Here is a 25,031-nt window from a genome sequence, read left to right as displayed (position 1 = left end):
TGAATAAATAGTTAATAGGTGAGGGGGCTTGGTGGTGTGATGCAGCCTGATGCACCATGCTCAGGCTGCAACGTTTGTTAGCTGTGGCTAATAACGCGTGGCAGGGTCTCTTCCTCACGCAGGGTAAGCACTTCCACACCGGTTTCGGTAACCAGCAGCGTATGCTCCCATTGTGCACTCAGGCTTCTGTCTTTAGTGACAACGGTCCACTGGTCAGGCAGGATTTTTGAATACCGCTTGCCGGCGTTGACCATGGGTTCGATGGTGAAACACATGCCGGGGACCAGCTCCTCACCTGTACCCGGACGGCCATAATGCACCACCTGAGGATCTTCATGGAAGCTGGCGCCAATACCATGGCCGCAATATTCACGAACGACTGAATAGTTATGCGCCTCAGCATGGGTCTGACAAATATGACCAATGTCGCCCAGACGGGTACCAGGCTTGACCGCTTCAATGGCTTTATACAGACATTCCTGGGTAACCCGAATCAGGCGCTCGGCCAGGATGGAGGGCTTACCAACCACGAACATTTTCGAGGTATCACCATGGTAACCGTCTTTAATCACGGTCACGTCAATATTGATGATATCACCGTCCTTGAGCTTTTTATCCGAAGGAATGCCGTGACAAATGCAGTGATTAACTGACGTGCAGATAGACTTCGGAAACGGCGGGTTGCCATAGTTAAGCGGCGCCGGAATGGCGTTTTGTTCGTTGACGATATAATCGTGACAAATCGTATTTAATTCGTCAGTGGTCACCCCTTTTTTCACATAGGGTGTGATCATCGTCAGCACCTCAGCAGCCAGACGGCCGGCTACGCGCATTTTTTCAATTTCTTCAGGTGTTTTGATAATCGCTGTCACCAGAACCTCATTCAGTCTTCTTCAGCTTTACTGCTGTCCCGTCGGATGGGGCAGCGCTACATAGAGTCAATGGAGCAATATGGTAGCGGTTCGTGCCCGCGGTGTATAGTCACCCGCCTGTTTTCTGACCTTTTTACCGCCTTCGCTCACGCGGTTAATTACTGCTTAAAACTTGTCTTTGTGCGGCTGTCATGATATAAAGCGCGCGCCTTTTTCGCCTGATTGTCCGGACACCGTTCGCCAGTCATCGGAAAAGCATAACTTTATACTTAAACAACACACATACACCAACAACCAGTATCGGGGTGTCCGGAATAGCCGGATCGATGCTCGGGGTGTATGGAGGCCTAACCCCAAGAGGAATTAATCATGGCAAATGTTTCAATGCGCGACATGCTGAAAGCCGGCGTGCACTTTGGTCACCAAACCCGTTACTGGAACCCTAAGATGAAGCCTTACATCTTCGGTGCGCGTAACAAGGTTCATATCATCAACCTAGAAAAAACCGTTCCCCTTTTCAACGACGCACTGAACTACCTGTCTGGCGTTGCTGCTAAGAAAGGTAAAATCCTGTTTGTTGGTACTAAACGTGCTGCTGGTGAAGCGGTTAAAGAAGCTGCGCTGAAATGTGACCAGTTCTACGTAAACAAGCGTTGGTTGGGCGGTATGCTGACTAACTGGAAAACAGTTCGTCAGTCAATCAAGCGTCTGAAAGATCTGGAACAGCAAAGCCAGGACGGTACTTTCGACAAGCTGACCAAAAAAGAAGCGCTGATGCTTCAGCGTGAAATGGACAAGCTGGAAAGCAGCCTGGGTGGTATCAAAGACATGGGCGGTCTGCCTGATGCAATCTTTGTTATCGACGCTGACCACGAGCACATCGCTGTTACTGAAGCACGTAACCTGGGTATCCCTGTAGTGGGCGTAGTTGATACTAACTCTAACCCAGATGGCGTTGACTACATCATTCCTGGTAATGACGACGCGATCCGTGCGATTCAGCTTTACCTTGCTGCGGCAGCAGATGCAATCAACCAGGGTCGTGAAAACAACCTGGAAGTGCAGGCTGAGCAGGACGACTTCGTAGAAGCCGCAGAGTAATTCTGCCGCACGCTGCCACTGGTAACAGAGGCAGACAGACGACGCGATTAAGGGGGCACATACTGCCCCTTTTACCTATTTACTAATTTATTGCTGAGGAATTGAAAAATGGCAGTGACTGCAGCACTTGTAAAAGAACTGCGCGAGCGTACTGGCGCTGGCATGCTGGATTGTAAGAAAGCGCTGGTTGAAACCGATGGTGACATCGAGCTGGCGATTGAGAACATGCGTAAATCAGGTCAGGCGAAAGCCGCCAAGAAAGCAGGCCGTATTGCTGCTGAAGGTGTGATCCTGACTAAAGTTGACGGTAACCGTGCAACCATGATGGAACTGAACTGTGAAACTGACTTCGTTGCGCGCGATGACAGCTTCCTGAAGTTCGGTAACCAGGTACTGGAAGCCGCAGCAAACAACAACATCAACGACGTTGACACACTGAACGACACCGCTATCGAAGGTGGTAAAGTGTCTGAAGTACGTGAAGCACTGGTTGCGAAAATTGGTGAAAACATTGCACCTCGTCGCGTGATCAACGTTGAAGGCGACAACCTGGGTGCTTATGTGCACGGTGGTCGTATCGGAGTTATCGCTATCCTGACCGGTGGTGATGAAGAACTGGCGAAAGACGTAGCTATGCACGTTGCCGCGTCGAACCCACAGTTCGTTAAGCCTGAGAACGTACCTGCTGAAGTTGTTCAGAAAGAAAAAGAAATCCAGATCGAAATTGCGATGCAGTCTGGCAAGCCAGCTGAAATCGCAGAGAAGATGGTTGAAGGCCGCATGAAGAAATTCACTGGCGAAGTCAGCCTGACTGGGCAGCCTTTCGTTAAGGATCCTTCAATGAGCGTAGGCGAACTGCTGAAGAGCAAAGGCGCTGACGTGATCAACTTCGTTCGTTTCGAAGTGGGTGAAGGTATCGAGAAGAAGACTGAAGACTTCGCGGCAGAAGTTGCAGCACAGATGGAAGCGGCCAAGAAATAATTGGGCGTTTGACTTTTGCAACGTGCGATAGTCAGATACACTACGGGCACCTCTTCGGAGGTGCTTTTTTATAAGTAAACGCAGTAAATTTATCATTCTTGTTACACAATAAGATTGAGCGAATCGGTTTGTCACAGTACTTTTATTCACAGCGATAAAAGAACTGCGACAAGCCGAGTCACGAGGACAATTCTAACAATGAGTATCACACCTAAATCTGCATACCGACGCATTCTGTTAAAGCTCAGTGGTGAAGCCCTGATGGGCAGCGAAGGCTTTGGTATTGATCCTAAGGTACTGGATCGCATGGCCCAGGAAATCAAAGAACTGGTGGAGTTGGGTGTTCAGGTTGGCCTGGTGATTGGCGGCGGTAACCTGTTTCGCGGCGAGGGCCTCGCTAAAGCCGGAATGAACCGGGTGGTGGGCGACCACATGGGCATGCTGGCAACTGTCATGAACGGACTGGCTATGCGTGATGCGCTGCACCGCGCCTTTGTCAACGCCCGTCTGATGTCGGCGATTCCGCTTAACGGCGTTTGCGATGCCTACAACTGGGCAGAAGCTATCAGTCTTCTGAAGTCAGGGCGGGTGGTGATTTTCTCTGCCGGCACTGGTAATCCATTCTTCACGACGGACTCTGCTGCCTGCCTGCGCGGCATCGAAATTGAAGCCGATGCAGTTCTGAAAGCCACCAAGGTAGACGGGGTTTACAGTGATGATCCGGTTAAAAACCCGGAGGCAACGCTGTATGATCAGCTGACCTACCAGGAAGTGCTGGAAAAAGAACTTAAAGTCATGGACCTGTCAGCCTTCACGCTGGCCCGCGACCATGGTTTGCCTATCCGGGTGTTTAATATGAACAAGCCCGGGTGTCTGAAGCGTGTGGTAATGGGCGAAAAAGAAGGCACCATTATCGACAGCGCTGAAAAGATAAACAGTTAATTACGCAGATAGGAAAATATTGTGATTGATGAAATAGAAAAAGATGCGCGTGAGCGCATGGATAAAAGCATCAGTGCACTGAAAAGCCAGATGAGCAAAATTCGCACCGGGCGTGCGCACCCAAGCCTGCTGGATGGCATTATGGTGCCTTATTACGGTGTTGATACGCCGCTCAAGCAGGTTGCCAACGTTGTAGCAGAAGACAGCCGTACACTGGCACTGACTGTGTTTGATAAAAGTGCCATTCAGGCTGTTGAAAAAGCCATCATGCAGTCGGACCTTGGTCTGAACCCAATGAGCGCCGGTGGTGCCATTCGTATTCCGCTGCCGCCGCTGACAGAAGAGCGTCGAAAAGACCTGATTCGCGTCGTGCGCAATGAAGCTGAGCAGGGACGTGTTGCGATTCGTAATATCCGTCGTGATGCCAACAGCGACATCAAAGAGCTGCTCAAAGAAAAAGAAATCAGTGAAGATGAAAGCCGCGCAGGCGAAGAAAATATTCAGTCTCTGACCAACGACTTCATCAAAAAAGTCGATGCGATGCTGGCGGATAAAGAAAAAGAACTGATGGAAGTATAAGTGGCATCATGATTGGTAAGCGGTCAAAAGCCGCCGTCAGGGAGCCTCAACAGGGCGAGACGGCTGGTCCACAGCATGTTGCCATCATTATGGATGGCAACGGCCGGTGGGCCCAGCAAAAAGGGAAGGTTCGTACCTTCGGTCACCGTGCCGGTGTCGAGTCGGTGCGTTCCGTGGTGCGTTTTGCCCGCAAAACCGGGATTAAGTCACTGACGCTGTTTGCCTTTTCCAGTGAAAACTGGAAAAGGCCTGAAGAAGAAGTCAGTGTGCTGATGAGCCTGTTTAATCTGGTGCTGAACAATGAAGTCAGACGCCTGAATAAAAACGGGGTACGCCTGAAAGTGATTGGTGACGTATCCGCGTTTGACGATGAACTGGTTAAAAAAATACGTAGTGCTGAGGCGCTGACCAGTGAAAATCAGGATCTGGTGCTCAATATTGCCGCCAATTATGGTGGACGCTGGGACATCGTAAATGCCGCCCGTCAGCTTGCAGAGAAAGCGCGTGACGGCCAGGTTGACCCCGGCGAGATTGATGAAGCAATGTTTGACCATTACGTGTCGACAAGCGGCCTTCCGGAGCTGGATTTGTTAATCAGAACCGGCGGGGAACATCGGATCAGCAATTTCCTGCTGTGGCAGTGTGCCTATGCTGAACTGTATTTCACCGATGTCCTGTGGCCCGATTTCAACGAAGATGTATTTCAACAGGCGGTGGACGAGTTCAGTGTTCGTCAGCGCCGTTTCGGATTGACCGGCGAACAGATAGTCGCCGCAGGGCAATGAGCCGTGCTTTCGGGTAACAGGCCAGGCCACATCACAAACGCCGAGAGCGACATATGCTAAAACAACGAATTATAACAGCATTAATCCTTGCGCCCCTGGCGTTAACCGCCATCCTCTTTCTTCCCGTTTTCTGGTTTCAGCTTGCCATTGCCGGTGTTATCGCCATTGGCGCCTACGAATGGGCGAACCTGTCCGGCCTGTGTACACGGCCACAGAAAATCATCACGACGCTGGTCGCCTTTGCAATCTGTGTGGGGTTGTCGCTGGCGGTTACTGAACAACAAATCTGGTATCAGGGACAACTGGCCTCACTGTACTGGTGGATCCTTGCCAGTGCTATGGTCTGGTGGGTTATCTCGCTGGCAATGATCATCGCTTATCCGCGTTATACCAAGTTCTGGCGGGACAGCCGTGCTGTGCGCAGTGTGTTCGGGCTGTTAACCCTGATCCCTACGTGGGTGGCGATTGTCGCACTGCGTACCAGTCTGGACGATGTCGATCCCTCCTACGGTCCGTCTCTGATTTTTTATGTGCTGGGCATTGTCTGGGCTGCTGATATTGGTGCGTTTTTCGTTGGTGTGAAGTTTGGTCGTCATAAGCTGCGTCCGAATGTGTCGCCGGGTAAGACCACAGAAGGCCTGCTCGGTGGTGTCACGGCCTCGCTGGCAATTATTGCGTTTGCCGCTATGCACTACCATGTCGATGCCTCGCGTATCTGGTTACATCTTGCCGTCGGTATTCTCACGGTGGCGGTATCCGCGCTCGGGGATCTTAACGAAAGTATGCTGAAACGCTGCGCCGGTATTAAGGACAGCGGGAAAATCCTGCCCGGGCACGGTGGCGTGCTGGACAGAATTGACAGCCTGACCGCGGCGTTTCCGGTCTTCGCATTCTGCTATGTGACCTGGATGGCGTAATGCAGACAGTCACGGTTCTAGGCGCAACCGGCTCTATTGGTTGCAGCACACTTGATGTGATAGCCCGCCATCCGGAGCGTTACCGGGTGTTTGCCATCACTGGTCACCGTCAGGTTGAACAGTTAATGAAGCAGGCCAAAGCCTGTTCTCCCCGCTATGTTGTGCTGGCAGATGCGTCTTACTATGAACAGGCGGTCAAACTGGCAGCCCGGATGGATGTCAGTGCCGACATACTATGTGGTCAAAATGCGCTTGAAGAAGTAGCCAGTGCCGCTGAGGTAGATACCGTGATGGCCGCTATTGTTGGCGCTGCCGGACTGCTGCCGACGCTGGCAGCGGTGAAAGCCGGTAAACGTGTGCTGTTGGCGAACAAAGAAGCGCTGGTGATGTCCGGGGCATTGTTTATCGATGCTGCGAATCAGTCGGGTGCGACCCTGCTGCCTATCGACAGTGAACATAACGCTATTTTTCAGTGCCTGCCGGCAACGTTCGAATACGGCCAGCTTGCCGCGTCAGGGATTTCCCGGATCCTGCTGACGGGCTCCGGAGGCCCGTTCAGAACCCGTCCGCTCGATACCTTTGAGGCGATTTCGGTAGAGGAAGCCTGCACTCACCCTAACTGGTCAATGGGCCGTAAAATCACGGTTGATTCGGCCACAATGATGAATAAGGGGCTGGAGTTTATTGAAGCCTGCTGGCTGTTCGGTGCATCGCCGGATGACATCACCGTAGTACTGCACCCCCAAAGTACGGTGCATTCGATGGTGCAGTACGTTGACGGGTCAGTGATCGCGCAGATGGGCGCGCCTGATATGCGTACGCCAATCGCTTACGGCCTGGCCTATCCCGAGCGCATTGACGCCGGTGTCGCGGCGCTCGATTTTTCCGACATTGCGTCACTGGATTTCTCGGTACCCTGCCAGGCCCGCTATCCCAATCTGACACTGGCGATAGAGGCCTGTCGCAGTGGTCAGGCAGCTACGACAAGACTGAATGCGGCCAACGAGGTCGCGGTACAGGCCTTCCTGGATGGCAAAATCGGATTTTGCGACATCGCCCGCGTAAACGAAGAAACCTTAAATCTGTTGGAACCTCTTGAGGTTTCTTCACTCCAACAGATTCTTGAGCAGGACAGCACGGCCCGTGAAGTGGCTGGACAGATTATCAGAGGGTTGATGTAGTGCTGAGTTTTATATGGAGCCTGGGCGCATTTATTGTTGCATTGGGCATTCTGGTTGCCGTGCACGAATGGGGACATTTTTATGTCGCCCGCCGCTGTGGGGTTTTTGTCGAGCGGTTTTCGATTGGTTTTGGTAAGCCGTTATGGCGCAAGCGCAGCCAGTCAGGAACAGAATATGTAATTGCCGCTATCCCGCTGGGCGGCTATGTCCGTATGCTGGACGAGCGCGTTGATGATGTGCCGCCTGAACAGGCGCATCAGGCGTTTAATAATAAGCCGGTATTGCAGCGTATGGCGATTATCGCCGCAGGCCCGGGCATTAATTTTGTGTTCGCGGTATTTGCGCTGTTTGTGATGTATCTGGTGGGGCTGGAAACGGTAAAGCCGGTCATCAAGCAGGTTGAGCCTGACAGCATTGCCGCACGGGCTGCACTGAAAGACGGGGATGAAATTCTCGCTATTGGTGAGCGCGACACCCCTGATTGGGAAGCGGTGAACTTTGAGCTGGTTTCCTATGTCGGTGGAGAGCAGGCGCCCTTAACGGTGAAAGGCGAAAACGGCGTTACCCGTCAGATAACCTTAAACATTCGTGAGTGGAACTTTGACCCGGATAAACAGTCTCCTTTACGGAGTCTGGGTATTACGCCTTTCCGGCCTGACCCAACCCTGACGCTGTCGCTGGTTGGTAAAGACTCACCCGCGGCTGAAGCAGGGCTGAAAGCAGGCGATACGCTGACAGCGCTAAACGGTGAAAGGATAGCCGACTGGGCGTCGCTGGTGGAAATGATCAGTGATAAGCCGGGCGAAACTGCGACACTAACTGTGCAAAGGGATGGACAGACCCTTACCGTTAATGCCACCATTGCGCGTCAGGAAACGCCAGAGGGGCAGAAAGGGTATTTGGGAGTAAGTCCTGCATTCGAAGCCTGGCCTCCGGGATACTTGTTTACCCATCAGTATGGTCTGTTGGAATCCGTGTCCAGAGCGTTGGATAAAACATGGCGTCTGATGACGCTGAGTATTGAGATGATTGGCAAGCTGCTCACCGGCGATGTGTCGGTAAAAAACCTGAGCGGGCCTATCTCTATTGCACAGGGAGCAGGCGTCAGTGCGGGCTACGGACTGGCGTATTTCCTCAGTTTTCTGGCACTGATCAGTGTCAACCTGGGTATCATCAATTTGCTTCCGCTGCCTATGCTGGATGGCGGACACCTGATGTATTTCACGATTGAATGGATCACCGGCAAACCGGTTCCTGAGGTCGTCCAGGAATGGGGTTTCAGAATAGGAGGGGCTCTCCTGTTCATGATCATGGGTATCGCCATCATTAATGATATTGCCCGGATCAGCTAAGTGAAGAATAACCAGAGCAAGCAAAAATTACGCGGCCAGGAAAAGAAGAATAGATGAAGTTAAAACAATTAGTAGCAGCCGGAATCATGTTGTCCAGTGCTGGCTTGGTCAATGCTGCAGATTCAGACAGCGAATTTGTTGTTGAAGATATCAGAGTAGAAGGATTACAGCGGGTAGCACTTGGTGCAGCGCTGACCTATTTGCCAGTGCAGGTGGGGGACCGTCTGAATGAGTTTCGCATTGCGCAACTTATCCGCTCACTATACTCGTCTACCCACTTTGAAAATATTGAAGTACTGCGCGATGGTAATACTCTGGTCGTCAAGGTGAATGAGCGGCCGACCATCAGCAACATCATCTTTGATGGTAATGACGACATTAAAGATGAGCAGCTTAATGAAAGCCTTGAAGACAATGGTATCCGTGTTGGTGATCCACTCGATAAAACCGTACTGACCTCGATCGAAAACGGCCTCAAGGACTTTTTCTACAGCATTGGTAAATACAACGCCGAAGTGACCGCGATTATTACGCCGCTGCCACGTAATCGGGTCGACCTTAAGCTGCTGTTTGAAGAGGGTGATGCCGCTAAGATTGAGCAAATTAACATTGTTGGTAATGAGATCTTTTCTGACGACGAGCTGATGGAAGATCTCGAACTGCAGTATGACACCCCCTGGTGGGACTTCATGTCAGAAACCCGCTATCAGCAGCAAACCCTGCAGGGGGACATGGAAACCATCCGTAACTATTACCTCAACAGAGGTTACCTGCGTTTCAATATCGATTCGACACAGGTCTCTATGACCCCGCAAAAGAGCGGGATTTACATTGCCATGAATGTGTCTGAAGGTGAGCAGTACACCATCTCAGAAGTTGAACTGGTTGGAGATGTGCTGGGTCACGAGGAGTATATTGAGCGTGTCCTGCCGCTGACACCGGGTGAGCTGTATAACCAGGCTGAGGTTACCTACACGGAAGAGTTTATCAGCAAGTACCTGGGACGTTTTGGTTACGCCTATCCTACAGTAACCACTGTACCGGATATTAACGACGAAGAGAAAACCGTGAAGCTGACGCTGTCGGTTGACCCGGGCAAGCGGATTTATGTGCGCCGGATTAACTTTAATGGCAACACCATCACGGCAGATAGTGTGCTGCGTCAGAACGTCAATCAGATGGAAGGCGCGTGGCTGTCGAACACGTTGCTGGAATCGTCAAAAGCACAGTTGTCACGTCTCACTTACCTGGACGAAGTGGAGTTTGAAACGACGCGGATCCCGGGTGAAGAAGACAAAGTTGATATTGACTTCAATATGAAAGAGCAGCCTTCCGGCTCGTTCAACGCCGGTATCGGTTATGGTGACCGTACGCGCCTTAGTCTGCAGGCCGGTATTCAGCAGGACAACTTCCTGGGCACCGGTAAGCGGGTGGGCATTAACCTGAGCACCGTTTCTTATCAGCAATCGGCACAGATTACCTATAACGACCCGTACTTCACCATTGATGGTATCAGCCTGGGTGGCTCAATCAGCTACAGTGAGTTTGATGGCTCTGACTTTAACGTTATCCAGTACAATTCAAAACAGTGGTCAATTGGTGCCAATATCGGTTATCCGATTAATGAATTTAACCGGATAAACTTTGGTTTGCGTTATAACGATGTGGAGCTGTTTAACCGTGGATTCTACGAGCAGACTGAACGTTTCTACAGTCAGTTTTTGAGCTCAGATGATCCGGATGCGGCAGTGAAATACACCAGTTACGAAGCCAGCGTAGCGTGGAGCCGCAGCACTCTGAACCGCGGTATGTTCCCGACGGCAGGGTCGACGCAGCGCGCTTCGCTGAGTGTCACCACGCCGAACTCAGACGTAAACTTCTTTAAAGCCATTTTTGACGGTCGCTGGTATTTCCCACTGACCCGCAATCAGCGCTGGTCAGTGCTGACCCGACTGCGTGTCGGCTACGGTAATGGTTACGGGGAGATTAACGGTAATGAACAAATTCTGCCGTTTACCGAGAACTTTACCGCCGGTGGTGCAGACACCCTGCGTGGATTCCAGAACAATACGGTAGGTCCGCGCGGTGTTATCCTGTCAAACAGTGACGTTGTGACCGGTCCGGACGGCGAGCGTTATCCGGCCGATCCGTCACGCGACAGTCTGTCTATCGTCCGTCGAAGCCTGGGCGGTAACGCCATGGCACTCGGTGGCGTGGAGCTGATTGTGCCTACACCGTTCGTTGACGAAGATATGGATAATTCGGTTCGTACCAGCTTATTTGTTGACGTAGGTAACGTCTGGGATACAGAATTTGACTACGAGTATTACAGTCAGTTTAATCAGCCATCCACCCGTTTCGGCAAGTTGTTGGACTATTCTGACTGGAAGCAGTATCGTAGTTCCGCGGGTATTTCTGTACAATGGATTTCACCTATGGGTCCGATGGTATTCAGCTTCTCGAAAGCCATTCAGGAACGTGACGGTGATGATGCAAGATTCTTCACGTTCAATATCGGACAAACTTTTTAATTTTACCCAAAGGCTAACGCCTACATAACAAGACGTATAAAGGAGTTCCTTTTGAAAAACTTGGCAAAACAACTTTTCGCAACCGCGATGTTAGGCAGTGCGCTTATCAGCACATCGGCGATGGCAGCACAGAAAATCGGTGTTGTTGACGTACAGGGTGTATTCCAGTCCATGCCTCAGGCTGCTGAAATTTCCAATAGCATTCAGGAGGAGTTCAAGACTCAGATTGAGGAAGTGAACCAACTGCAGCGTGATGGACAGTTTTATGCCGAGCGTCTTCAGCGTGATGCGGCGACCATGAGCGAGCAGGAAAAACAGGACCTGCAGAACAAGATCATGGAAGTGCGTGAAAAGCTGACCGAAAAAGGCCAGCCACTGCAGCAAAATATCCAGCGTCGCAGCAACGAAGAGCGTAATAAACTGCTGGGTCTGATCAAACAGGCGATTGATGCAGTTGCAGCCCGTGAAGGCTATGACATGGTGCTGAACCAGAATGCTGTGGCGTTCTCAAAAGAAACCTATGACCTGTCAGAAGAAGTACTGGAACAGGTAAACAAACTAAACTAACAGGTGCAATAGCATCTGAAGGGCAAGGAATACCAGCCCGATGAACAAACCAGATCAGCATCGTCAGGTGTTGGTCTGATTTGTTTTTTACGTTTAAAAGCGTATGGTTGCCGGCCGTTTTACTATAAACAGGTGTACTGTGTCCGCTGACATCGTAAAGCGCACAGAATACGGCAAAGGAGAACTTTTTTGGCCAACTCACTTAATTCCATCGATATTCAGGAAATTCTTGATCTGCTACCTCACCGGTATCCGTTTTTGCTGGTTGACCGGGTAACAGACTATGAGCTCGGCAAATCAATCAAAGCGTATAAAAACATTACGATTAACGAGCCCTGCTTTACCGGCCATTTTCCGGGGCGTCCTATTTTTCCCGGTGTACTGATTCTTGAAGCAATGGCGCAGGCCGCTGGCGTCCTGGGTTTTAAAACCATGGGTAAGTCAGACAAGCTTTATCTCTATGCCGGTATCGATAACGCCAGATTCAAGCGTCCGGTTGTGCCTGGCGATAAGCTGGAATTTGATATCGAACTGGTGAAAGAGCGCAGAGGGATTTGGAAATTTAAAGGCACAGCCTCAGTTGACGGCGAAGACGCCTGCTGTGCAGAGTTCATGTGTGCAATTAGAGAGATAGTCTAACGTGATTCATCCTACTGCCGTTATTTCAGACAAGGCCACGATTGGCGAGAATGTCGAAATTGGTCCGTTTTGTGTTGTCGATGACGATGTCGTGATTGGTGATAACTGCCGGCTGACATCCCATGTCGTTATCCGGGGACCAAGCAGAATTGGCAGGAATAATACGTTTTATCAGTTCTGCTCCATCGGTGAGGATTGCCAGGACAAAAAATACGCCGGCGAACGCACTGAACTTATCGTTGGCGATGACAACGTCTTTCGCGAAGGCGTGACAGTGCATCGTGGTACCGTGCAGGACAACAGTGTGACCATTATCGGGTCGCGTAATCTGCTGATGGTAAATTCTCATGTCGCCCATGACTGTGTGCTGGGTGATGACATCATTCTGGCTAATAATGTGGCCGTTGCGGGACACGTCCATATCGATAACTTTGCGATTGTCGGTGGTGCGGTAGGTATCCATCAGTTCTGTAAAATAGGCGCGCATGCATTCTTAGGTGCAGGCGGCATTATTCTTCGCGATGTGCCTCCGTTTGTGATGGTAAGCGGTCACAAAAATATCCCACAGGGTATCAATTCTGAAGGACTGCGCCGCCGTGGTTTCAGCAAAGAGACCATTATGGCGATAAAACGCGCCTACAAAGTGGTGTACCGTGAAGGAAATACGGTTGAAGAAGCCATTGCGAAACTGCGTGAAAGTGCGTCAGACGCAGAAGAAATTCAACTGCTGATTACCTTCCTGGAACAGGCTGAACGCGGCATTATCCGTTAACGATGAGCACACCACGCCCGCTGCGCATTGGGATCGTTGCCGGAGAACCGTCAGGCGATGTGCTTGCCGCCGGCATGATCAAAGAAATCAAAAAACTGCATCCTGATGCGATCATCGAGGGCATCGCGGGGCCGCATATGCAGGCCGCGGGATGCCGTACTCTGTTCGACATGGAAACGCTGTCTGTCATGGGCCTGGTTGAAGTGTTGTCGCACCTGCCTGCCATTTTGAAAGTGAAAAAGCAGTTGCTTGCCCATTTCGAACGCCATCCGCCGGACGTGTTTGTCGGCGTGGATGCGCCTGACTTTAATCTGCGTGTCGAGACTGCGCTAAAGAAGCAGGGCATACCCACAGTCCACTATGTATCACCTACCATCTGGGCCTGGCGCGAAAAGCGCATCCACAAGATTGCCAAAGCGGCAGACAGGGTTCTCGGACTCTTCCCGTTTGAGCAGGCGGTGTACGACAAATATGATGTCCCGTATACGTTTGTCGGTCACACGCTGGCCGATACCATTGCGCTGGAACCAGACCAGCAGGCTGCCCGTGCCGAACTTGGTTTACCTGAGGATGTGCCGGTGCTTGCTGTACTGCCTGGATCCCGCCGTGGCGAGGTGAATAATCTTCTGCCGGTGTTCGCAGCGACCATGGCTAACGTACACCAGCGCAAGCCTGCTTGCGAATTTGTGATCCCAGCGGCGAATACTGCGCGCTATGAACAAATCATGGCACTTCTTAAAGACGCATCGCTGCCTGCCGGGATGAAGGTCCATGTGGTTAACAGTGGAGCGCGCGATGTGATGATTGCCAGTGACGTTATTTTACTGGCATCGGGTACGGCAACGCTTGAGGCAATGCTGTGTAAACGGCCGATGGTGGCGGCCTATAAGTTGTCACCCCTGACCTACCGGATCATGCAGCGACTTTATAAGGCGCCGTTTTTCACGTTGCCCAACTTACTGGCTGACGACGCGCTGATCCCGGAACTGCTGCAGGATGACGTTAATCCTGACACGCTGGCAAATACACTGTTACCACTGTTTGATGCGGACAATCACGCATTAATCCGTCGCTTTACCGCATTACATAAGACATTACGATGCCATGCCGACAAAACCGCAGCACAGGCCGTACTGGGAGAAATACGTGACTGATCTGATTGCTGGCGTCGATGAAGTCGGGCGCGGCCCGCTGGTGGGTGACGTGGTGACCGCCGCGGTCATCCTCGACCCGTCAAAACCCATCGAAGGCCTGACTGATTCTAAAAAGCTGAGTGAGAAAAAGCGTGTCGCGCTGGCCCGGAAAATTCGCGAAAATGCCGTGTGCTGGGCGATAGGCCGCGCGACACCAGCAGAAATCGATTCGCTCAACATTCTGCATGCCACCATGCTGGCAATGACACGTGCGGTTGATAATCTGATGGTGACGCCCAGTTTTGTCAGGGTAGACGGAAACCGCGTACCCGTCTGGCAGTACCGTGCTGAGGCCGTTGTCAAAGGCGATGCGCTACACGCCGAAATTTCGGCGGCGTCGATACTTGCCAAAGTCGAACGCGACAACGATATGCTTGAACTGGACAGGCAATACCCACACTATGGCTTTGCTGCACATAAAGGGTATCCGACAAAAGCCCATTTTGCAGCCCTGGCTGAACATGGTGTTCTGCCATGCTATCGTAAGTCTTTTAAACCTGTACAGGCGCTGATTGCAGCACAACAAGAGTAAATAACCTGCATGTCTTCATTCATACACCTACGCGTACACAGTGACTTTTCAATGATGGACGGCCTGAATAAGGTCAAGCCTATCCTTGCGAATGTGGCACAGCGGGGAATGCCGGCGGTAGCCATTACCGATCAGATGAACCTGTGTGGCCTGGTTAAGTTCTACTCTGAAGCGCACAACCTCGGGATTAAACCCATCATAGGCTGTGACTTCTGGGTCACTAACGAGGCATTCGGCGATGATCCGTTCAGGCTGACGCTGCTGGCAATGAACAATGAAGGCTATAAGAACATCACCGTTCTGATATCAAAAGCCTATCTGCGCGGCAACATTAACCACAAAGCGGTGATTGATCAGGCGTGGCTGGCTGAACACAGTGAAGGGGTGATTGTGTTGTCCGGTGCGCAGGCCGGCGATATCGGTGTTGGCCTGATGAAAAATAATGCGCGTCTGACTCAGGATGCGCTGGCGTTTTATAAAACCCATTTTCCGGATCGTTTCTATCTTGAACTCATCCGCACCGGCAGACCGGGCGAAGAGGATTACCTGCATCTGGCGGTGGAACTGGCAGACGCGGAAGGCCTGCCCGTGGTGGCGACCAATGAAGTGTGCTTTATTGATCGTGAGGGGTTCGATGCCCATGAAATCAGGGTTTGTATTCACGACGGGTACACGCTGGATGATTCACGCCGTCCGAAACGCTACAGCGAGCAGCAGTATCTCCGTACACCTGAAGAAATGGCGGAGCTTTTCAGCGATCTGCCGGAAGCGCTTGAAAACACTGTGGAGATCGCCAAGCGCTGCAATGTAACGGTCAGGCTGGGGGAGTACTTTCTGCCTCAGTTCCCGACAGGGGGCATGAGTACCGAAGACTTTCTGGTTAAAGTCTCGCAGGAAGGGCTTGAAGAGCGTCTTGCGTTCCTGTTTCCTGATGAGGCAGAGCGACAGCAAAAGCGTGGCGAGTACGATGAACGCCTTCGTATTGAGCTGGATGTTATCAACCAAATGGGATTTCCGGGTTACTTTCTAATCGTTATGGAGTTTATCCAGTGGAGTAAGGATAACGGCATTCCTGTTGGTCCCGGACGGGGCTCGGGTGCCGGTTCACTGGTTGCGTATGCCCTGAAAATTACCGACCTCGACCCCCTTGAATTCGATCTGCTTTTCGAACGATTCCTTAACCCCGAACGGGTATCGATGCCTGACTTTGACGTCGACTTTTGTATGGATCGCCGCGATGAGGTCATTGACCACGTAGCGGAACTGTATGGCCGTCAGGCGGTATCGCAAATTATCACGTTTGGTACCATGGCCGCCAAAGCCGTAGTGCGTGATGTTGGCCGGGTACTTGGCCATCCCTATGGTTTTGTCGATCGCATATCCAAACTTATTCCGCCTGATCCCGGCATGACGCTGGCGAAAGCCTTTGAGGCTGAACCACGGCTGCCTGAGCTCTATGACCAGGACGAGGAAGTCAAAGATCTTATCGACATGGCACGGATCCTTGAAGGGGTTACCCGTAATGCCGGTAAGCATGCAGGGGGCGTGGTTATTGCGCCCACCACGATCACCGACTTCTCGCCACTGTACTGCGATGAAGAAGGCAAAAACCCGGTCACCCAGTTTGATAAAAACGACGTGGAAACGGCCGGGCTGGTTAAATTTGACTTTCTTGGACTGCGCACACTGACCATTATCCAGTGGGCGATCGACATGATCAAAGAAGGCAAAGGCGATACGGTAGATATCTCTGCTATTCCGCTGGAAGACAAGAAAAGTTTCAAAACCCTGCAAAATGCAGAGACGACAGCGGTATTCCAGCTTGAGTCCCGCGGGATGAAGGAGCTGATTAAGCGACTGAAACCGGACTGCTTCGAAGATATTATCGCTCTGGTAGCCCTGTTCCGTCCGGGACCACTGCAGTCGGGCATGGTTGATAACTTTATTGACCGAAAGCATGGCCGCGAGGAAATCTCTTATCCGGACGCTGAGTATCAGCACGAATGTCTGAAAGAAATCCTTGAGCCGACCTACGGGATTATCCTCTATCAGGAGCAGGTCATGCAGATTGCTCAGGAGATGGCCGGGTATTCTCTGGGTGGCGCTGACCTGTTACGCCGGGCGATGGGTAAGAAGAAACCCGAAGAGATGGCGAAACAGCGCGCCGTGTTTGCTGAAGGGGCAAAAAATAACAATATTGACCCTGACCTGGCGATGAAAATTTTCGACCTGGTGGAAAAATTTGCGGGTTACGGTTTCAACAAATCACACTCGGCAGCCTATGCGCTGGTGTCCTACCAGACACTCTGGCTGAAGGTGCATTATCCGGCCGAGTTTATGGCCGCCGTTATGTCGGCGGATATGGATAACACCGACAAAATCGTCACCCTGGTTGATGAATGTAATCGCATGGGACTGGAAATTCTGCCGCCGGATCTGAATACCGGGCGCTATAAGTTTACGGTCGACAGTCAGGGACGAATTGTCTATGGCATTGGTGCAATTAAAGGCGTGGGTGAAGGCCCGATTGAAGCCATTATTGAGGCGCGGGAAACCCAGGGTGCGTTTACTGACTTGTTCGATTTTTGTGCTAAAGTGGACGTGAAACGCGTTAATAAGCGGGTGCTGGAAAAACTGGTACTGGCCGGTGCAATGGATAATTTAGGTCCGCATCGTGCAGCACTGATGGCCTCGCTGCCAGACGCGATTGCGGCAGCAGATCAGCATGCGAAAGCAGAATCCTACGGTCAGTCAGACATGTTTGGCCTGCTGACGACTGAGCCGGAGGACGTGGAGCAGGCATTCGCCGACGTGCCGCCGTGGCCTGAAAAAGTCTGGCTGGAAGGTGAAAAAGACACGCTTGGGCTGTACCTTACCGGGCATCCGATTAATCAGTACGCGCAGGAAATCAGCCATTATGCGGATGGTCGTCTGGTTGATCTCAAGCCCACCGGTAAGGAGCAGCAGGCTACCGCAGTCGGTCTGGTGCTGGGCGTGCGGGTGATGACCAATAAAAAAGGCCGGCGCTGGGCGATTGTGACGCTGGATGATAAAAGCGCACGCATGGATGTCAGGTTCTTTCCTGACATGTTTGAACAGTTTGAGTCGATGCTGGAGACTGACCGAATCCTGCTTATTCGCGGACAGGTCAGCTTTGATGATTTCTCCGGGGGCAATACAATCACCGCCCGTGACGTGATGGACATTGTCCAGGCCCGGGAAAAGAATGCCAGGGCGTTGTCGATAGCATTAGATACGCAGCGATGTGATAGCAAAACACTGGCGTCGCTGAAAAATATTTTACAGTCGTTTAATGGTGGCAGCACCCCGGTGCATTTGCATATTCGCCATCCCGACGCCGAAGCGACACTGGCATGTGGCGCCCGGTGGTACGTAACGCCGGAAGATCAGCTACTGCATGATCTGAAACAGTGTGTGGGGGAGCGGGCAGTGGCACTGGAGTATCACCACTAATACGCAGAATGCTCCGAAAACCCGGTAGACTAAGGCAGAAACTACGCCGGAGCAGTATAAATAGGACAAAGAATGAATATACAGTTTTTGGATTTTGAACAACCAATCGCCGAATTAGAAGCAAAAATCGAAGAGCTGCGGCTGGTCAATCAGGGCGGAGAATTCGATGTAGGTATCGAAGAAGAAATTAACCGCCTGAGAGGAAAAAGTGCAGAACTGACCAAGAAGATTTTTGCTGATCTGGATGCGTGGCAGGTTTCACAACTGGCTCGTCATCCGCTGCGTCCGTATACCCTGGATTACATCAGCCGTATCTTTTCTGATTTTGACGAGCTTGCGGGCGATCGTGCATACGCTGATGACAAAGCCATTGTTGGTGGTCCTGCCATGCTGGACGATATTCCGGTGATGATCATTGGTCACCAGAAAGGTCGTGACACCCATGAAAAAATAAAGCGTAATTTTGGTATGCCGAAGCCTGAAGGCTATCGTAAGGCGCTGCGCCTGATGAAAATGGCTGAACGCTTTAAAATGCCGATTATTACCCTGATCGACACCCCGGGAGCCTATCCTGGCGTGGGTGCTGAAGAGCGTGGTCAGAGTGAGGCGATTGCTAAAAACCTGTTTGAAATGGCTGAACTCAAAGTTCCTATCATCTGCACCGTGATTGGTGAGGGTGGCTCAGGTGGCGCACTGGCTATTGGCGTAGGCGACCGCGTTAATATGCTGCAGTATTCAACCTACTCGGTGATTTCACCCGAAGGCTGTGCGTCAATTTTGTGGAAGAGTGCAGAAAAAGCACCGCTGGCGGCAGAGGCGATGGGCGTCAGCGCCGGTCAAATCAAAGAGCTGGGGCTTATCAATGCGATTGTTGAAGAGCCGCTGGGTGGCGCACACCGTGACCATGATGGCATGGCCGCGAATCTGAAAGCGACCATCAAGCAACAGCTTAGTCAGTTACGTTCGCTGGATATCACCAATCTGATGGAAGAGCGTTATCAGCGACTGATGAGCTTTGGTTACTGTTAATCCACGGGGCATCGCCCCATGAGCCATACCACATTTACGGCTGCTGCCAAGGCTGCTGCTTCGGTTCTCGAACAGCAGCTTTCTGCTATTACCCCCTCCGTTCAGAGCCTGGTTGTTGCATATAGCGGTGGCGTCGACTCCACCTTACTGTTATTGATAGCCCGGCACGTTGCGCAACATCACGGATACCCGCTGCAGGCCGTCTATGTCCATCACGGACTCAGCGACAACGCGACGTACTGGCAGCAGCATTGTGAGTCGGTCTGTCGGGAACAAGACATTCCTTTTGTCGCACAGTCAGTAACAATTAAACGCACCGCCCGTGTCAGCACCGAGGCCCAGGCACGGGAAGCCCGCTATGCGGTATTAACCGCACATTGTCGTAAGCACCAGGCGGCGCTGCTGCTTGGACATCACCAGCAGGACCAGCTGGAAACCGTACTGTTGCAACTGAAACGTGGCGCCGGGCCCAAGGGGCTGGCCGGAATGGGACGTGAACAACGGCGCGACGGCGTCTGGCTGTTACGACCGCTGCTTGATATGACCAAAGCTGCTGTTACCGAGGCTGTAACACAAAGCGGGTTACGCTGGATTGAGGATGAATCCAATCAGGATACCACCTTCGAACGCAATTTCTTACGGCATGAGGTCGTGCCACTGCTACAGACGCGCTGGCCGCAGTTTGCTGCGACGGTGTCGCGCAGTGCGGCATTGTGTGCAGAACAAACGGCGCTGATTGAGGAGGAAGCGCAGGAAAAGCTGTCGGCGCTGGTGGATAACACCGGCAGCGTGTGCACTGACGGCTTGCTTCGTTACAGTGTTCAATGGCAACGGGCATTGCTGCGTCAGTGGCTGAGCAGTTTTGTCGGGACGATACCGTCACACGCGCAGTTAAACGAAATTCAGGCGATGATGGCAGCCAGAGCAGACGCGCAGCCCGAAGTCAGGGTAGGGGAAGTGACTGTCCGGCGTTTCAATGCCCGCCTTTACGCCGTCCCTGCCAGCGAGGTGCAGGTGCCAGACGTCACCCTCGTTGTCCCGGGAGAGACTGTGACGCTGGACTGGCTGGGTTGTGACGTTTGTATTGCGGACGACGACCCAGAGACCTGTAACGTATCGTATAAGGTTGTCACCGGGATGCCGCCTGTCAGCGTCAAACCGTTGTCGTCAGGTTTTAGTAAGCCGCTGAACAAGTGGCTGAAAGCCTGGCTGGTACCGCCGTGGCAACGTCAGAGAGTGGGGGTTTTGTACCGGGATGACACGCCTGCTGCGATTATTTTACCGCAACGCATAGAGCGCCTTGTCGGGTTTGAGTCGCTTGGGATCACGCACTCAGAGCGGGCCTAGTTTGCCGCTGGCGGCAAATTATGCCGCCTGATAGCTGTTTTTGCCGGTTTGTTTCACGTCGTAGAGGGCCGCGTCGGCACGGTCAAATAACATATTCTGATCATCACCGTCTCTGAATACCGCCCCGCCCAGACTACATGAAATGTTGTGTCGGCGCAGATAAGGGCTCTGTCGAATCAGCGCCTGTAACCGGTCCGCTGCAGCATTGAGCTGTGACAGCGTCTGACAGTCGATAAGGCAGCAGAACTCATCGCCACCAAAGCGAAAGGCTTCATCTTCATTGCGCAGGGAATGCCTGATCTGGTTTGCTACGTTGATCAGCACGGCATCACCTTCGCGGTGGCCGAGCGTATCATTGACGTGTTTAAAGTTATCTAAGTCAATGATAAGCAATGCAAATGATTGCTGATGGCGCTGCGCACGACCAATCATTCGGGTCAGTGCCTCATCAAATCCGTTGCGGTTACCTAATCCGGTCAGCATGTCTTTGGTCGCAGCCTGACGGATACGCTCGTGCTCGAGCAGGTTCGCAAACTGCTGGCTGAACAGCTGATGCAACTGCAATAGCCAGGTGTAACGCTCATTATCGAGTGTACGGGCCAGGCTGTATCTGGCGCAGCGCGTATCCTCATCATTGTTCTGACAATTGTCCGGCAGCGCAAGCTCAACGCTGATGTCGCCCGGCTTAAACGGGGTTCCCATCATCAGATCTTCATCGAAGTCGGACAGGTCCAGCGCGCTGACAGGCAGCAGTTGTTCGAGCTGACGGAAATAGGCCGCACACAGGGATGGCAGCGCCATGGTACTCAGGAGTTGTGTCATGAAAGTACACAACTGGTCGGCAGAAACAACAGAATCGGCTTTGGATGCCGGATAATAATTGTCCTGTGCTGTGCTATCGTAGATAGTAGTAGTGAAGTCCACAATGCTGCCCCTTATGCGTTAAAACGTTACCGGCTGTCGTAATGACCAGCGGCAGACCAGCTGCCAAAAACCTGTCAGTCAGCGGTCAACGCAGTAGATGAGCAAATTCCATGCCTGAAAAGGTATGCCCCGATACGGATGAAGGAAAAGGAATGGTTGGAAGCGGGTTTGTTAATGTCGTGATGCTGATGTTTCTGGCAGTTCTGTGCGTTGCCAGTTTTAAACGGCTGCATCTGCCGCCAATCCTCGCCTACCTGGCGGCGGGTGTGCTGGCCGGGCCGCAACTGTTCGCGCTGTTCGCCCATCCGGAGCAAATGCATTTGCTGGCGGAAATTGGCATCGTATTTCTGTTGTTTTCGCTGGGCCTCGAATTTTCATTACCTAAGCTGATGGCAATGAGAACGCTGGTATTCGGTGTGGGCAGTGGCCAGGTTCTGATTACGGTAGCCTTATTCAGTAGCGTTGCCTACCTGCTGGGTGTGGCGCTGGCACCGGCGGTAATTATTGGCGGTATGCTGGCGCTCAGTTCAACGGCCATCGTTATTAAACAGGTCACGGAAATGGGTCTGCTGAATAACCGCCGTTCTCAGCTGGCCATCAGCGTGCTGCTGTTTCAGGATCTGGCTGTCGTTCCTTTTCTGATTGCAATTCCATTACTGGACGCAGGACCCGGCCTGAGCGTGATGCAGGTGGTGGGGGAAGCGCTGCTCAAGGGTATTTTTGTGGTTGCGCTGCTGCTGTCTGTCGGCAAATGGCTGTTGCCATGGGTGTTCAGAGAAGTGGCCCGTACCCGCACCGATGAACTGTTTGTACTGACCACTATTCTGATTGCGCTTCTGGCCGGCGGTCTGACATACGCGTTTGGCCTGTCGATGGCGCTTGGCGCGTTTCTGGCAGGTATGATGCTGGGTGAGAGCCAGTATCGCTATCAGCTCGAAGCAGATATCCGGCCATTCAGAGACATTTTAATGGGACTGTTTTTTGTCACCGTGGGGATGCAACTGGATCTGACAGAACTGGTTCGCAACGGTCACTGGATTGTGCTGGGGGTGATAGCAATCATGGCAGTGAAAGTGGTGATTGTCCGCATCGCCGCAGGGCTGTTTCACAGTGATCCTATCGATGGCTGGTCGGCGGGGTTTAAACTGTGTCAGATAGGTGAGTTCAGTTTTGTTATCGCCGCGCTGGCGACCACGCATGATGTCCTCACGCCGGCGCAGTCTACGTTACTCATCAGTATGGGGGTCATCAGTATGGCGCTGACGCCGTTTATGGTGAGTCGCAGCCTTGATTTTGCGCAGCGGATCGCCGGTAAAAAAGCACAGACCACAGAAGCACTCAGCACCCGACAGCGCCAGTCACTGCATAACCATGTCATTATTGCTGGTTTTGGCCGGGTAGGGCAGTCTGTGGCGCGCATGCTCAAAATAGAAAAAATTCCATTCGTTGCGATTGATGGCGATCCGGTGCGGGTGCATGAGAGTCGCAACGCGGGGGAGCCGGTAATTTTTGGTGATGCCAGTCAGCGTGACATTCTGGATAATGCCGGCGTGGCAACGGCGAAACTGGTACTGGTGACGTTCGACCAGCCTGATCGGGCCGCGCAGGTGATCAGCGCGACCCGTCAACTGAACCCGGCGACCGAAGTGATGGTAAGAACCAAGCGAGACTACCAGCTAGATGCGCTGTATCAGGCAGGGGCGACTCAGGTTGTGCCAGAACTGCAGGAAGGCAGTCTGATGCTGATTTCACAGGTGCTGCATTACGCCGGTGTCCCCATGTCGCGGATCCTCAAGCGTGTTCGCGCAGAGCGCAAAGGCAGATATGACCATCTGCATGGTTTCTATCCGGGCGAAACCACCGAAATTTCTTACGGTACGGAAGATAAACTCGAGTTCATTCATGCGGTAGTACTGAACAGTAATGCCTCATGCATTGGGAAACGCCTTGGTGAACTTGAATGGAAACGGCTCAGGGTCACGTTGCGCGGGTTACGGCGGGACGGCACAGAGGCACAGGAGCCCGATGACGATGCCATATTGCAAAGTGGTGATGTGTTGATTATTGCGGGTAAGCCCCGGCGGGTAGAACGGGCAGAGCGCTTTTTGCTGGAAGGGGGATAACTCCCCCTCAGCGTTCAGGCAACTTTGTCTTTTTCCAGTTCTGCGAACTGCTTCTTAAGATCGTAGTTATCGTCACAGACAATTTTTTCAAGTGTAGCGACACGATCTTTCAGTCGGGCGACTTCGGCTTCCAGTGCCTCCTGATTCTTATTCGTAACGCCTTTCTTTTTATCTTTTCTGGCATCAACGATAGAGACAAGCGCCCAGGCGATGATGGCAACAATGGCAATGGCGGTCATATTCACGATAATTCCCTCTCGGTTGTCGGTTATCTGTTAGTCTATGTCGAAACAGGCATTTTGTCCGATAAAAATCAGTGCAGACTGCTGGCAGACGCTAACGGACCTGTTAAACACAGCATATGAGATAATCAGCAATCCCTTTGCCAACTTTTAACTCTTTGAAATATAATGCTTATTTTGTTTCTCATGATGAACTTCCTGTATCAGGTAGTGAAAAAGACGAAAAATCTAGTGAGTTTTGCCAATGAGTGAGCAAATCCTGAATACTGATGAGTTTTGGATGCACCATGCACTGTCGCTGGCTGATAAAGCCGCTGAGCTTGGCGAAGTCCCGGTTGGTGCGGTGGTGGTGTCGCAGGATAACCAGGTATTAGGTGAAGGCTGGAATACGCCCATTGGTGATCACGACCCGTCTGCCCATGCTGAGATGAATGCGTTGCGACAGGCGGCACAACGCCTGCAGAATTACCGGGTCGTCGGTACCACCTTGTACGTGACGCTGGAGCCCTGTCCGATGTGTGCAGGCCTGCTGGTTCACAGCCGGGTTAGTCGTGTGGTGTTTGGGGCCTGGGATGCAAAAAGCGGCGCGGCCGGCTCGGTCATGAACCTGCTCAATCATCCGGATCTGAATCATCAGGTTGAGATTACCGGAGGCGTGCTTCAGACAGCGTGCAGTGACATGATTTCTGCGTTTTTCCGACGCAGACGACAGGAAAAAAAGCGGGAAAAAGAGGCGTTGCGCGCTATGAAGCCTGCGCCAGATCAGTAAACATCTCGTCGCTGACAAATAATCTGCGACGTTTTAGTACGCGCTGGTGAGCGCGTTTCAGCATCAGCCGGCGCTGGTTGTTATTTTTTAATCGCACGGGGCGATGGGTAAAGCGGTTTCTTTTCATTCGTTTCCTCCATTTACGAAACACAGCTCCCTGTTATGACATCGGCGACAGG

23 protein-coding genes are annotated in these 25,031 nt (G+C 52.1%); 19 read left to right on the top strand and 4 right to left on the bottom strand.

Features of this window, described 5'->3' with window-relative positions; translation table 11 throughout:
• Window positions 1–77 precede the first annotated feature (77 nt).
• Window positions 78–872 (bottom strand): type I methionyl aminopeptidase, encoded by a 795-nt coding sequence (gene map / locus AB1N33_RS05795; protein ID WP_411270594.1) that lies wholly within the window; start codon window positions 870–872, stop codon window positions 78–80.
• 369 nt (window positions 873–1,241) lie between these two features.
• Here map and rpsB point away from each other — a divergent pair, with 369 nt between their 5' ends.
• From rpsB to tilS, 17 genes are all read left to right on the top strand, one after another.
• Window positions 1,242–1,973 carry a 30S ribosomal protein S2 gene (gene rpsB / locus AB1N33_RS05790; protein ID WP_411270593.1) on the top strand — a complete coding sequence of 244 codons (732 nt, stop codon included), beginning with the start codon at window positions 1,242–1,244 and terminating at the stop codon, window positions 1,971–1,973.
• 108 nt (window positions 1,974–2,081) lie between these two features.
• Window positions 2,082–2,954, top strand: a complete 873-nt coding sequence (gene tsf / locus AB1N33_RS05785; protein ID WP_411270592.1) for a translation elongation factor Ts — start codon at window positions 2,082–2,084, stop codon at window positions 2,952–2,954.
• Window positions 2,955–3,152: 198 nt separating this feature from the next.
• Window positions 3,153–3,896: a UMP kinase gene (gene pyrH / locus AB1N33_RS05780; protein ID WP_411270591.1), complete on the top strand. Its 744-nt coding sequence runs from the start codon at window positions 3,153–3,155 to the stop codon at window positions 3,894–3,896.
• A gap of 21 nt (window positions 3,897–3,917) precedes the next feature.
• Complete coding sequence (frr, locus tag AB1N33_RS05775; protein WP_411270590.1) at window positions 3,918–4,475, top strand: ribosome recycling factor; 558 nt, start codon at window positions 3,918–3,920, stop codon at window positions 4,473–4,475.
• Window positions 4,476–4,483: 8 nt separating this feature from the next.
• The gene (gene uppS / locus AB1N33_RS05770; RefSeq protein WP_411270589.1) at window positions 4,484–5,260 is read left to right on the top strand and encodes a polyprenyl diphosphate synthase; all 777 of its coding nucleotides are present in this window, start codon (window positions 4,484–4,486) and stop codon (window positions 5,258–5,260) included.
• Between the two features lie 53 nt (window positions 5,261–5,313).
• Window positions 5,314–6,177 carry a phosphatidate cytidylyltransferase gene (locus tag AB1N33_RS05765; protein ID WP_411270588.1) on the top strand — a complete coding sequence of 288 codons (864 nt, stop codon included), beginning with the start codon at window positions 5,314–5,316 and terminating at the stop codon, window positions 6,175–6,177.
• On the top strand, window positions 6,177–7,358 hold the full coding sequence (gene ispC / locus AB1N33_RS05760; RefSeq protein WP_411270587.1) for a 1-deoxy-D-xylulose-5-phosphate reductoisomerase: 1,182 nt from the start codon (window positions 6,177–6,179) through the stop codon (window positions 7,356–7,358). The genes AB1N33_RS05765 and ispC overlap by 1 nt, the downstream gene beginning before the upstream one ends.
• Complete coding sequence (gene rseP / locus AB1N33_RS05755; RefSeq protein ID WP_411270586.1) at window positions 7,358–8,710, top strand: sigma E protease regulator RseP; 1,353 nt, start codon at window positions 7,358–7,360, stop codon at window positions 8,708–8,710. Before ispC ends, rseP begins: the two co-directional genes overlap by 1 nt.
• 53 nt (window positions 8,711–8,763) lie before the next feature.
• A complete protein-coding gene (bamA, locus tag AB1N33_RS05750) occupies window positions 8,764–11,241 on the top strand; it encodes an outer membrane protein assembly factor BamA (RefSeq protein WP_411270585.1) in 2,478 nt (825 codons plus the stop codon).
• Window positions 11,242–11,292: 51 nt separating this feature from the next.
• Entirely contained in the window at window positions 11,293–11,808 is a 516-nt protein-coding gene (locus tag AB1N33_RS05745; protein ID WP_411270584.1) for an OmpH family outer membrane protein, read from the top strand.
• A 189-nt stretch (window positions 11,809–11,997) separates the two neighbouring features.
• Entirely contained in the window at window positions 11,998–12,447 is a 450-nt protein-coding gene (fabZ, locus tag AB1N33_RS05740; protein ID WP_411270583.1) for a 3-hydroxyacyl-ACP dehydratase FabZ, read from the top strand.
• A gap of 1 nt (window position 12,448) precedes the next feature.
• On the top strand, window positions 12,449–13,219 hold the full coding sequence (gene lpxA, locus AB1N33_RS05735) for an acyl-ACP--UDP-N-acetylglucosamine O-acyltransferase (RefSeq protein ID WP_411270582.1): 771 nt from the start codon (window positions 12,449–12,451) through the stop codon (window positions 13,217–13,219).
• Window positions 13,220–13,221: 2 nt separating this feature from the next.
• The gene (lpxB, locus tag AB1N33_RS05730) at window positions 13,222–14,373 is read left to right on the top strand and encodes a lipid-A-disaccharide synthase (RefSeq protein ID WP_411270581.1); all 1,152 of its coding nucleotides are present in this window, start codon (window positions 13,222–13,224) and stop codon (window positions 14,371–14,373) included.
• Complete coding sequence (gene rnhB, locus AB1N33_RS05725) at window positions 14,366–14,944, top strand: ribonuclease HII (protein WP_411270580.1); 579 nt, start codon at window positions 14,366–14,368, stop codon at window positions 14,942–14,944. Before lpxB ends, rnhB begins: the two co-directional genes overlap by 8 nt.
• 51 nt (window positions 14,945–14,995) lie before the next feature.
• Complete coding sequence (gene dnaE, locus AB1N33_RS05720; RefSeq protein ID WP_411270633.1) at window positions 14,996–18,418, top strand: DNA polymerase III subunit alpha; 3,423 nt, start codon at window positions 14,996–14,998, stop codon at window positions 18,416–18,418.
• Between the two features lie 72 nt (window positions 18,419–18,490).
• Window positions 18,491–19,447: an acetyl-CoA carboxylase carboxyl transferase subunit alpha gene (accA, locus tag AB1N33_RS05715; RefSeq protein ID WP_411270579.1), complete on the top strand. Its 957-nt coding sequence runs from the start codon at window positions 18,491–18,493 to the stop codon at window positions 19,445–19,447.
• A gap of 18 nt (window positions 19,448–19,465) precedes the next feature.
• A complete protein-coding gene (gene tilS, locus AB1N33_RS05710) occupies window positions 19,466–20,794 on the top strand; it encodes a tRNA lysidine(34) synthetase TilS (protein WP_411270578.1) in 1,329 nt (442 codons plus the stop codon).
• Between the two features lie 18 nt (window positions 20,795–20,812).
• On the opposite strand, the gene AB1N33_RS05705 is transcribed toward tilS, so the two are convergent.
• Entirely contained in the window at window positions 20,813–21,718 is a 906-nt protein-coding gene (locus AB1N33_RS05705) for a GGDEF domain-containing protein (protein ID WP_411270577.1), read from the bottom strand.
• A gap of 110 nt (window positions 21,719–21,828) precedes the next feature.
• Between AB1N33_RS05705 and AB1N33_RS05700 the strand changes: the two genes are divergently transcribed.
• Window positions 21,829–23,841, top strand: a complete 2,013-nt coding sequence (locus tag AB1N33_RS05700) for a monovalent cation:proton antiporter family protein (protein ID WP_411270576.1) — start codon at window positions 21,829–21,831, stop codon at window positions 23,839–23,841.
• A gap of 14 nt (window positions 23,842–23,855) precedes the next feature.
• On the opposite strand, the gene AB1N33_RS05695 is transcribed toward AB1N33_RS05700, so the two are convergent.
• A complete protein-coding gene (locus AB1N33_RS05695; RefSeq protein WP_411270632.1) occupies window positions 23,856–24,080 on the bottom strand; it encodes a hypothetical protein in 225 nt (74 codons plus the stop codon).
• Between the two features lie 247 nt (window positions 24,081–24,327).
• Between AB1N33_RS05695 and tadA the strand changes: the two genes are divergently transcribed.
• A complete protein-coding gene (tadA, locus tag AB1N33_RS05690) occupies window positions 24,328–24,852 on the top strand; it encodes a tRNA adenosine(34) deaminase TadA (protein WP_411270575.1) in 525 nt (174 codons plus the stop codon).
• On the opposite strand, the gene AB1N33_RS05685 is transcribed toward tadA, so the two are convergent.
• Window positions 24,827–24,979 (bottom strand): hypothetical protein, encoded by a 153-nt coding sequence (locus AB1N33_RS05685; RefSeq protein ID WP_411270574.1) that lies wholly within the window; start codon window positions 24,977–24,979, stop codon window positions 24,827–24,829. The two genes, tadA and AB1N33_RS05685, sit on opposite strands and share 26 nt — an antisense overlap.
• Window positions 24,980–25,031: the final 52 nt, after the last annotated feature.

It is taken from the genome of Alteromonas nitratireducens (assembly GCF_040812025.1).
GTDB lineage: Bacteria > Pseudomonadota > Gammaproteobacteria > Enterobacterales > Alteromonadaceae > Alteromonas > Alteromonas nitratireducens.
The sequence above is the reverse complement of the archived record's forward strand: the minus strand, read 5'-3'. Positions and strand labels throughout refer to the sequence as shown.

Coding starts and splice junctions, on each gene's coding strand:
- tadA (WP_411270575.1), top strand. CDS start 24,328: ATGAGTGAGCAAATCCTGAATACTGATGAGTTTTGGATGCACCATGCA.
- AB1N33_RS05695 (WP_411270632.1), bottom strand. CDS start 24,080: ATGACCGCCATTGCCATTGTTGCCATCATCGCCTGGGCGCTTGTCTCT.
- uppS (WP_411270589.1), top strand. CDS start 4,484: ATGATTGGTAAGCGGTCAAAAGCCGCCGTCAGGGAGCCTCAACAGGGC.
- dnaE (WP_411270633.1), top strand. CDS start 14,996: ATGATGGACGGCCTGAATAAGGTCAAGCCTATCCTTGCGAATGTGGCA.
- pyrH (WP_411270591.1), top strand. CDS start 3,153: ATGAGTATCACACCTAAATCTGCATACCGACGCATTCTGTTAAAGCTC.
- ispC (WP_411270587.1), top strand. CDS start 6,177: ATGCAGACAGTCACGGTTCTAGGCGCAACCGGCTCTATTGGTTGCAGC.
- tsf (WP_411270592.1), top strand. CDS start 2,082: ATGGCAGTGACTGCAGCACTTGTAAAAGAACTGCGCGAGCGTACTGGC.
- AB1N33_RS05765 (WP_411270588.1), top strand. CDS start 5,314: ATGCTAAAACAACGAATTATAACAGCATTAATCCTTGCGCCCCTGGCG.
- AB1N33_RS05700 (WP_411270576.1), top strand. CDS start 21,829: ATGCCTGAAAAGGTATGCCCCGATACGGATGAAGGAAAAGGAATGGTT.
- bamA (WP_411270585.1), top strand. CDS start 8,764: ATGAAGTTAAAACAATTAGTAGCAGCCGGAATCATGTTGTCCAGTGCT.
- AB1N33_RS05685 (WP_411270574.1), bottom strand. CDS start 24,979: ATGAAAAGAAACCGCTTTACCCATCGCCCCGTGCGATTAAAAAATAAC.
- rpsB (WP_411270593.1), top strand. CDS start 1,242: ATGGCAAATGTTTCAATGCGCGACATGCTGAAAGCCGGCGTGCACTTT.
- tilS (WP_411270578.1), top strand. CDS start 19,466: ATGAGCCATACCACATTTACGGCTGCTGCCAAGGCTGCTGCTTCGGTT.
- accA (WP_411270579.1), top strand. CDS start 18,491: ATGAATATACAGTTTTTGGATTTTGAACAACCAATCGCCGAATTAGAA.
- lpxB (WP_411270581.1), top strand. CDS start 13,222: ATGAGCACACCACGCCCGCTGCGCATTGGGATCGTTGCCGGAGAACCG.